This is a genomic window from Streptomyces altiplanensis, assembly GCF_053591575.1.
In genome coordinates this window covers 1-8208 of record NZ_JBSFUB010000169.1, presented here as the reverse complement: position 1 = coordinate 8208, position 8208 = coordinate 1, and the positions used below count along the sequence as shown (strand labels likewise).

General features: G+C 68.0%; 8 protein-coding genes and 4 pseudogenes. 6 read left to right on the top strand and 6 right to left on the bottom strand.

The genetic code is table 11. The annotated features are described in order from the left end of the window. Positions 1-90: 90 nt before the first annotated feature. Both ACWD0Y_RS35310 and ACWD0Y_RS35305 read right to left on the bottom strand, forming a co-directional pair. Positions 91-1173: pseudogene (locus tag ACWD0Y_RS35310) on the bottom strand (IS630 family transposase). A gap of 69 nt (positions 1174-1242) precedes the next feature. After that, on the bottom strand, positions 1243-2415 hold the full coding sequence (locus ACWD0Y_RS35305) for a hypothetical protein (protein WP_450264351.1): 1173 nt from the start codon (positions 2413-2415) through the stop codon (positions 1243-1245). On the opposite strand from ACWD0Y_RS35305, the gene ACWD0Y_RS35300 reads away from it, so the two are divergent. Both ACWD0Y_RS35300 and ACWD0Y_RS35295 read left to right on the top strand, forming a co-directional pair. Beyond that, positions 2414-2605, top strand: a complete 192-nt coding sequence (locus ACWD0Y_RS35300) for a hypothetical protein (protein WP_450264350.1) — start codon at positions 2414-2416, stop codon at positions 2603-2605. The genes ACWD0Y_RS35305 and ACWD0Y_RS35300 overlap by 2 nt on opposite strands. Positions 2606-2656: 51 nt before the next feature. Continuing rightward, complete coding sequence (locus ACWD0Y_RS35295) at positions 2657-3202, top strand: MBL fold metallo-hydrolase (RefSeq protein WP_450264352.1); 546 nt, start codon at positions 2657-2659, stop codon at positions 3200-3202. Here the strand turns inward: ACWD0Y_RS35295 and ACWD0Y_RS35290 are convergent. Beyond that, a pseudogene (locus ACWD0Y_RS35290) lies at positions 3166-3551 on the bottom strand (transposase); the annotation flags it as partial. The gene ACWD0Y_RS35295 and the pseudogene ACWD0Y_RS35290 overlap by 37 nt on opposite strands. 36 nt (positions 3552-3587) lie before the next feature. On the opposite strand from ACWD0Y_RS35290, the gene ACWD0Y_RS35285 reads away from it, so the two are divergent. Continuing rightward, a complete protein-coding gene (locus ACWD0Y_RS35285; RefSeq protein ID WP_450264349.1) occupies positions 3588-3863 on the top strand; it encodes a hypothetical protein in 276 nt (91 codons plus the stop codon). A gap of 158 nt (positions 3864-4021) precedes the next feature. Here ACWD0Y_RS35285 and ACWD0Y_RS35280 read toward each other — a convergent pair whose 3' ends face one another. Further along, the gene (locus tag ACWD0Y_RS35280; protein ID WP_450264348.1) at positions 4022-5026 is read right to left on the bottom strand and encodes an NADP-dependent oxidoreductase; all 1005 of its coding nucleotides are present in this window, start codon (positions 5024-5026) and stop codon (positions 4022-4024) included. Positions 5027-5127: 101 nt separating this feature from the next. Here ACWD0Y_RS35280 and ACWD0Y_RS35275 point away from each other — a divergent pair, with 101 nt between their 5' ends. Continuing rightward, positions 5128-6042, top strand: a complete 915-nt coding sequence (locus ACWD0Y_RS35275) for a LysR family transcriptional regulator (protein WP_450264347.1) — start codon at positions 5128-5130, stop codon at positions 6040-6042. Positions 6043-6099: 57 nt separating this feature from the next. After that, a pseudogene (locus ACWD0Y_RS35270) lies at positions 6100-6543 on the top strand (transposase); the annotation flags it as partial. A gap of 144 nt (positions 6544-6687) precedes the next feature. Here ACWD0Y_RS35270 and ACWD0Y_RS35265 read toward each other — a convergent pair. After that, on the bottom strand, positions 6688-7146 hold the full coding sequence (locus ACWD0Y_RS35265) for a MerR family transcriptional regulator (protein ID WP_450264346.1): 459 nt from the start codon (positions 7144-7146) through the stop codon (positions 6688-6690). Between the two features lie 80 nt (positions 7147-7226). On the opposite strand from ACWD0Y_RS35265, the gene ACWD0Y_RS35260 reads away from it, so the two are divergent. Continuing rightward, positions 7227-8027 (top strand): MBL fold metallo-hydrolase, encoded by an 801-nt coding sequence (locus ACWD0Y_RS35260; RefSeq protein WP_450264345.1) that lies wholly within the window; start codon positions 7227-7229, stop codon positions 8025-8027. A gap of 104 nt (positions 8028-8131) precedes the next feature. Here the strand turns inward: ACWD0Y_RS35260 and ACWD0Y_RS35255 are convergent. Then, positions 8132-8208: pseudogene (locus tag ACWD0Y_RS35255) on the bottom strand (transposase); the annotation flags it as partial.

The following is an 8208-nucleotide window of genomic DNA, read 5'->3' as shown; positions in this document are numbered from 1 at the left end:
TCCCACTCCGCGTTCGTCAGATCCCCACGGCCCATGCAGCCAGCCTGACCTCAACACCCCACTCACGTCAGGAGATCCGAGAAACATCACCTAGTCTTCTGAGTCAGGAATTCTGTTCAGATGGCTGGCGAGGCGTTCGAGGATCTCGTCTGCGGTCTTCGTCCACACGTAGGGCTTCGGGTCGGTGTTTCATGGGGCGATCCAGTTGCGGATGTCCTTCTCCAGCGCCTGGACGCTCTTGTGGGCGCCTCGCCGTATCTGCTTGTTGGTCAGCCCGGCAAACCAGCGTTCCACCAGGTTCAGCCAGGAGGAGCCGGTCGGTGTGAAGTGCAGGTGGAAGCGGGGACGGGCCAGCAGCCAGGTCTTGATGGCGGGTGTCTTGTGGGTGGCGTAGCTGTCCAGCACCAGGTGCACGTCCAGGCCCGTCGGGATCTCCCGGTCGAGCTTGATCAGGAATTTCTTGAACTCCTCGGCGCGGTGCCGACGGTGCGGGGAGCCGATCACTTTGCCGGTGGCGACCTCGAGTGCGGCGAACAGCGTGGTGGTGCCGGCGCGCACGTAGTCGTGGGTGACCCGCTGTGGGACTCCAGGCATCATCGGCAGCACCGGCTGCGAGCGGTCCAGCGCCTGGATCTGCGACTTCTCGTCCACGCAGAACACCAAAGCGCGCTCGGGCGGGTCCAGATGGAGGCCGACGACATCGTGGACCTTGTCGATGAAGTACGGGTCCGTCGACAGCTTGAACGTCTCGGTGCGGTGCGGCTGCAGGCCGAACGCCCGCCAGATCCGCGACACGGTCGACTGTGACAGGCCCAGCTCCTCGGCCATCGCGCGTGTCGACCAGTGTGTGGCGTTCTTCGGTGTGCTCTCCAGCGTCCGCTTCACCACGGCTGCGACTTGCTCGTCGGTGACCGTCCTGGGCCCACCGGAGCGCGGCATGTCACCCAGGCCGGCGATCCGGTGCCCGACGAACCGCGCCCTCCACCGGCCCACCGCATGCGGCGTCGAGCCGAGCTGAGCGGCCACGTCCTTGTTCGACGCCCCGCTCGCACAGGCCAGGATGATCCGGCATCGCAGAGCCCATGCCTGCGGGGTGGAACGGCGCCGCACCCAGCCCTCCAGCGCCCCTGGCCTCGGCCGGACCGGGGTACGCGGTCTACCGGTGCAGCACATCGCTTCGACCTGAGTCGCAGCGCTCCAAACTCGGGATCCGACTCGGGCCCGGAGTGGTCGTGCAACGCCCTACCAGTCGCGGACGGATTCGCAGCCCTCGGTCAAGCCCTTGCCGGCCCAGGCCAGGTCGGCTCCCGACTCGGCTTCAGCCTCGGTGATGATGGCGTCGAGCGCGTCGTAGAGCTCTTCGCGCTCAACGGTCTCGATGAATCCGGCGCGCTCGTCGAGCTCGTTGAAGGCTTCGCCGAACTGTTCCCCGAGCTCGACAAGCCTCGGTGTCAGGACGTCCGCCGAATGCCCCGACGCCAGCACAGCCAGCACCGCGCGCCGCGTCGCTTTGTACTGCGCCAACGCCTTCTTGTAGATCGCGGCACTGATCTGCTCGCGGCCGTCCCAGTCCCGGAGCGGATTGTTCAGGTTCTCGGCGAGCCACTCGGGCTTCCGAGGCTTGGCGACCCTGAGGTAGACCCCCTGGGGCTCCTCGGGCCGCCAGAGCCTCCTCATCGCCGTCGCATACTCCGCGGGAACACTGACCAGTTCCAACGACTCCAGCGCCGGAACACGCCGCGGCAGGAGGCAGTCCGCCTCGACCATCCCGAAGACGTCGGAGAGCATGAGGTGCTTCAGCGAAGTCAACTCATTGAGGCTCGATGCCGACGACAAGGTCACCGGCCCGATGAGCGTAAGGCCGGTCAGCGTCGGATACCGCTCGACGAGCCGCGCACAGTCCAGCGATTCCACAGTCCGAACCGTCAGCCGACGCGTCTCCTCATCAGGATCTGCGGGCCCGGCGAGAGGGTCGTTCAATTCGGTGCCGGTGACGTTCTTCGCCCACGGGTCAGACCACTTCGACTCGTCGCCCTGCTGTCGGCGCCGCTCCAGGGCTAGATCGAGCCCCATGCCCCACCCGAAGGCGTAACTGTTCGACGGCCGCTCGTGCAGCAGCGGCAGTGTCCCGATGACCTTGTAGCTCCGAGGGAGCACCCACTCGTAGTGGCAATGCGCCAGCTGCCCCGCGAAAGAACCCCGCGTGCGCGAAATCGGCACGACTTCGCCGAGCTCCGCGACCGACATCGGCTCTGGGCCGGACCAGTCGAGGTGCAGGACTCCCGCGAGCTGGTGGTCCGGGTCCAGATTGGTGATCTGCGCCGCTGTCCACTCGCCGAGATACTCGGAGAACGCTGCGACGACATCTCCCGGGACGATGCGTCTGGGAGGTGTTGGTTCCTTGAGGGTAGCCATGCCCCGCAGACTATTCGGCACCACCCACAGCTACTGCCACCCCGACGAACGTATGCGCTCCGCCGCGGAAGACCGCGGCCGCAGTGGAAGCGTCCGTCACGCGGCGCGGCTGCTCGGCGGTGAAGTCCAGGACTTCCACGCCCGTACGCGGTTCCCTCAAGGCCCGCAGTGCCGCCAGGTCGACCCCTGACCACGGCCCGGCCTCCGGCTCCTGGACGTCGTGCTCGACGTCGGCGTCCCGGTGCGCAAGCAGAAGCTAAGGCATCGCCGCCTGCTGGTGCGCGGCGACATCGCGGCCTTCCTCACCAACACTCCGGTCCGCAGCCCGATCGAATCCGCGTTCGCGGTCATCGAGCTGTACGACGGACACGAGGCGGCCGTCGGCCCGCTCAAGCTGACCAGCCGGGCCGTGGCACATGGCATCCCGGCCTTCGCCCTGCGCGTTGAGGCCGCTGGCCGGACACTGGTCTACTCCGGGGACACGGCCCCCTGCACCGGCCTGACGAGTCTGGCCGGCGGATGCGACGTACTGCTGTGTGAGGCCGAGAGCGCGCAGGTGCCTGTCGAGGGCGACCAGGTGCACCACACCCCTGAGGACGCGGGTGACACTGCCAGCGCGGCCCGGGCGAGCCGGCTGATCGTCACCCATGTCGGCCGGTTCCTCACGCCGGAGGAAGCGGTGGCCCGCGCCTCAACCCGCTTCGGCGGCCCCGTCGAGTACGCAGCACCGGGTTCGACCTTCGAGATCGATCAGGCCGTCGATGCCCGGGGGCGTTCAATGAGCTGACCGCGTTCGAAGCAGGTTCCGGCGCGCACGAGGGCGACGAAGTGGGGTGCGTTCACGGCTCGCCAGCGGGCCTGGGCGGACTCGACGAGCTGGAAGGCCATGGCGAGGGCGGCGGCCGCGCTGCCGGCGCCGAGGGTGACCTCGGTCCGCAGGCGGACGGTGGCGAAGGTGGACTCGGTCGGATTGGTCGTCCGAGGTGGATCCAGTGCTCGGCGGGGAAGTCGTAGAACGCCGGCGGCTCGTCGGCGTCGTCGGTGGTCTTCTTGACGGCCCTGGGGGACTTCGCCCCGTAGGTCTTCTCGAACGCCGCGATGGCCTTGAGCGCATGCTCACGGTCCTCGGCGTTGTAGGTAGTCAGGCTCTCGATCACACTCACGATGACCTGTTGCTGGTCGAACTGGCCGACGAACTGGCCGCCCATCTGACGAGGATGGCCAACGAGCAGGGCGATGACTACGCCGACGACACCAACATCGAGCCAGCCCTCGCCGAGGTGAGGGACACTCCGGCGTCCGGCACCGTGCCGCCGGCCCGGCAACTGACGGAGCTGCTGACGAAGCGCGGCTGGACCGGCTGGACCAAGCTCGAGCGTGTGGGCCCCGCGCGGGGTGCACCGGGTACGGGGCAGCAGGGTGTCGGGGTGCATCGTCCCTCGCCGTGAGCGGTGACAGCAGGCAAGGTCCTGCCGGGCGAGAGCGATGGTGACAGCGAACCTGCCCTGGGGCCTTCGGCGACAGCGATGGGCTGCATCAGGATGGTGGGCAGCCGAACGCTGTTGCCCTCAGCAGTTCAGGTCATGTGCCGGGCATCCCCGGTCCGTCAGACGTCCGCCCCGGCCGCCCGGACGATGATCTTGCCCCGGTTCTCGCCCCGCAGCATTCCCAGGAACCCGTCCACGATGCCGCCGAAGCCGTCGACCACGGTCTCGTCGAGCGTGATGCGTCCACTCTGCAGGTGCGGTACGACGAACTCGTACAACTCCTCTTGCACGTTACGGTAGTTGCTGACCAGGAAGCCCTCCATGCGCAGGCTCTTCTCGACAATGTCGGGAAGGTTGCGCAGGGCGTAGGGCGTGCCGGTGCTGTTGTACTGGGCGATCGTGCCGATGCGCACGATCCGCCCGTACTCACGCAGCGAGGAGATCGCCGCTTCGAGGTGCTCGCCGCCGACATTGTCCATGTAGAGGTCGATCCCGTCGGGCGCCGCCTTGGCGAGCATCTCGGCCGCCGGGCCCGAGTGGTAGTCGAAGACCTCGTCGTAGCCGACGTGTTCGGTCAGGTAGGCGGCTTTCGCCGGCCTGCCCGTGCTTCCGACCAGCCGTCCCGCGCCCATCAGCCTGGAGAGTCGCCCGGTGGCCGTGCCCACACCGCCGGCCGCCGCCGAGACGAACACGTCCTGCCCCTCACGGAACTCGGCGATGCGGGTGAGACCGACGTAGGCGGTCAGGCCGGTGCCGCCGAGAATGCTCAGGTGCGCGGAGAGCGGTACGCCGTCGAAGCGGGGTACCGCACGTGCCTGTTCGGGGGTGACGACAGTGTGGGTGCGCCAGCCTTGCCGGTGGAAGACGATCTCGCCCTCGCGGAGCACCGGATGGCGGGAGTCCACGACCCGGCCGATGGTGCGGCCTTCCAGGGGAGCGTGCAACGCGAAGTCTGCGTCCATCATTTCGCGGTGGTAGGGGTCCACCGACCAGAACAGGTTCTCCACCAGCGCCGCTCCCGGGCCGGGTTCCGGCATCGGGGACTCGACGAAGGCGAAGTGACCGGAGGTGGGGAAGCCATGGGGGCGGGCGGTCTGGTGCACGGTGAGCGCGGTCTCGGTCATGACAGGGACCGTACGGAGGAATGCGGAGGCCGGGGAGGGGGTTGCGCTCATGGAACGGTCCGATCCATGAAGGGCCCTCATAGAAGCAGATGGGACCCCCTATGACAGCCGCAGCCCCTGTAGCCCCCGCCCTCACTACGACTGCCGCCACGGACCTCGCCCCGCACGAGCTCCGCATCCTTGTGACTGTCGACGGCGAGCGTGGATTCTCGGCGGCTGCCAAAGTCCTCGGACTGACCCAGTCCGCAGTCTCGCACTCCATACGCGGCATGGAACGCAAGGTTGGAGCAGTCCTCTTCGAGCGGGGCCGCAAGGGTGCGACGCCGACCGCGGCCGGTGCCGTCGCTGCCGCCCACGCCCGCCGGGTCCTGCGGCTCCTGGACACCCTGGCCGCAGAGGCCCGCGGCGCCGAGCGGGGCACGGTCATTGGCCCGCTGCGCATTGCCGCCTTCCGTAGCGCCGCCCTCTTCCTGCTGCCACCCGTCCTGGAGCGCCTCACCACCCGTCACCCCGGCATCGAACCGGAGGTGCATGTCGTCCGCGAGCTGGGTGTGGGAACCGCCGGCGAGGTCGCCCAGGGGCGCGCGGACGTGGGCATCGCAACAATCGGCGCCACTTCGCCCGTGCCCGCTGGGCTCATCGGCGACGTACTCCTCGAGGAGCCCTACTCGCTGGTGCACCCGGCCGGCCACCCCACCCCGCGCTCCCTGCCGCTGGTGGACTGGCACGAGAACTGCGGCTCCTACACCCGCCGGTGGTGGGCCGGACAGGACTGGATTCCGAAGGCGACCGTCCTGGCCGAGGACGACGGAGCGGTGCTGTCAATGGTGAGCCGAGGTCTCGGTATGGCGATCATGCCGGCGCTCTCGCTGAACGAAGCACCGGACGGCATCGAGATCACCGATCTCGGGCCCGAGCGCCCGACCCGTTCCGTGGGCTACGTCACCACTCCGGAACTGGCCTCCAGCGTCTCCGTCCGCGCCCTGATCCGAGAGCTCAGAGCGGCCCGCCGGTGAAGTCGGGGTCGAGTACGAGCCGAGCGGAGAGTGCGGTTCGGCCGGTGTCGGTGAGCCCCGCGGCGGTACCGCCGTCCCGGACGGCTCCCGGTGCCGGACCGGATCGGGTTGGCAGGCATCGTTTACGTCCTGCGTAGGGCGTGGCCTGGCGCGAAGTACCGAGCACAGCCGTGGGCTGCTCCGGGGTGACCACTTGGCGCCGTCCGCGGAAGTGTACCGGGGCCGGCGTCTGGCCCCGTCTTCACGCCGCACTGCTGACCGAGATGCGCCGCGACGCGCTGCTCGAACTGGACGACTGCGCCGTAGACGGATCGTACGTCCGGGCCCTCGAAGGGGGTATTATGTCGGCCCGTCGCCGGTCGACCGCGCCCGTCCCGGATCCAAGCACCATCTGATCGTCGACCGCCACGGCACCCGCTCGCCGTCACACTCACCGGCGGGAACCGCCACGATGCCACCCGACTCCTGCCCTTGCTGGACGCAGTGCCACCGGCCGAAGGCGCCGAGGTGTTCGGGTTGTTGTCCGCTTCCCGGTACGTTCGGTGCAGCGCCTTTCAGGAGGCCAGGCACCAAGAGGCGGGCAGGACCGGGCGGCCCGTTCGCGAATCGGTGAGCGGCGGAGGGGCGTAAGGCGCCCCTCCATCGTCACCGTGCCTGTGGAGCCTGCATCTCGAGGGTCAGGAGGCCAGTCTCGCTCGGGTTGGTTGCCGGTGTGGACACATCGCCGACGGCGCGTTTGAAGTCGGGGCATTCAACGATCGGTTCGTAGTCGCAGACGGCCGCGTGGCGAAGGCTGTCGCGGAGCCGCGTGAGTCTGCCGACCTGCTCATCGAGATCACGTGCTCTGGCGGCCATCCGTACGCGCAGGTCCGCATCGGAGGGTCGCGCCGCCACGAACCGGCCGATCTCGGCGATCGACAATCCTGCGCTCCGCGCGCACGTGATCAGCGCCAGGCGCTCCAGTACCTCCGGCATGTAAGTACGGCGTAGCCCATTGCGGCCTGCGGCGGCGATCAAGCCCTTCTTCTCGTAGAAGCGCAGTGCCGAAGGCGCCAACCCGGACGCCTTGGCAACCTCAGCGATGTCCAGCAGCGGTGTATCCACCCAGCCTCCTTGACTTGAAGCGCAGTTCAAGTAGCAGTCTAGTCAGCATGAGGATTCACCACTTGAACTGCGGATCGGTTATGACAATCGAAGCAACCTACGACGGTCCGAGGCCCGCACCTGCCGTGAACCACTGTCTGCTGATAGAGACCAACACCGCCGGCCTCGTGCTGGTCGAAACCGGCCTCGGCCTCGGCGACGTCCGGGATCCGCGCGGCACCCTCGGCGCAGACTGGGTCGCGATGGCGCAGCCGGCGCTCGACGAGGAGGAGACAGCCGTCCGGCAGATAGCCCGACTGGGCCACAAGCCGTCCGACGTGCGGCACATCATCGTTACCCACCTGGATGTCGACCACAGCGGTGGTCTGCCCGACTTTCCCGGCGCCGATGTCCACGTCCTCGCGTCCGAACTGGATGCGGCCCGCTCTCAGGCTCCCAGCTTCCGCTACCGGCCGGCCCACTGGACACACGAGCCCCGCTGGATCACCTACGCCTCCGAGCCCGACTCCGGCGAACAGTGGTTCGGTTTCTCTGCCCTGCGGCCGAAGGGGCTGCCGCAAGAGATCAAACTCATTCCCCTGGGGGGCCACACCGCAGGCCACACCGGCATCGCTGTCCAGGACGGTGACCGATGGCTCCTGCATTGCGGCGATGCGTACTACTACCACCGCGAGATCGAGAATTCGGGGGAGGTCCACCCGTTACTCGACATCGTTCAGACCAGTTCGCAGGTCTCTCGTGACCTGCGGCTCGGGACGCAAGCCCGCCTACGCGAACTGATCCGCGACCACGGCGATCAGGTCGAGGTCTTCTCGGCGCACGACCCTTGGGAATTCGCCCGCTACGTTGATGACGTCGCACAGGCTGGTCGGCTGGGGTGAGGTGAGATCCAGGCCGCTTGCTACTCGCCTCTCGGTGGACTGTTCACCTGGTTCTGGGCCGAGCCCACGTCCAAGCCGGCTTAGTGGTTACTGACTTCGGCTTGTCAGGGTGAGGGTGGTGTGTCGAGGGTCAGGCCGGTTCCGGCTATGAAGCCGTCGAGTGTGTGGGGCCGGTACTGGA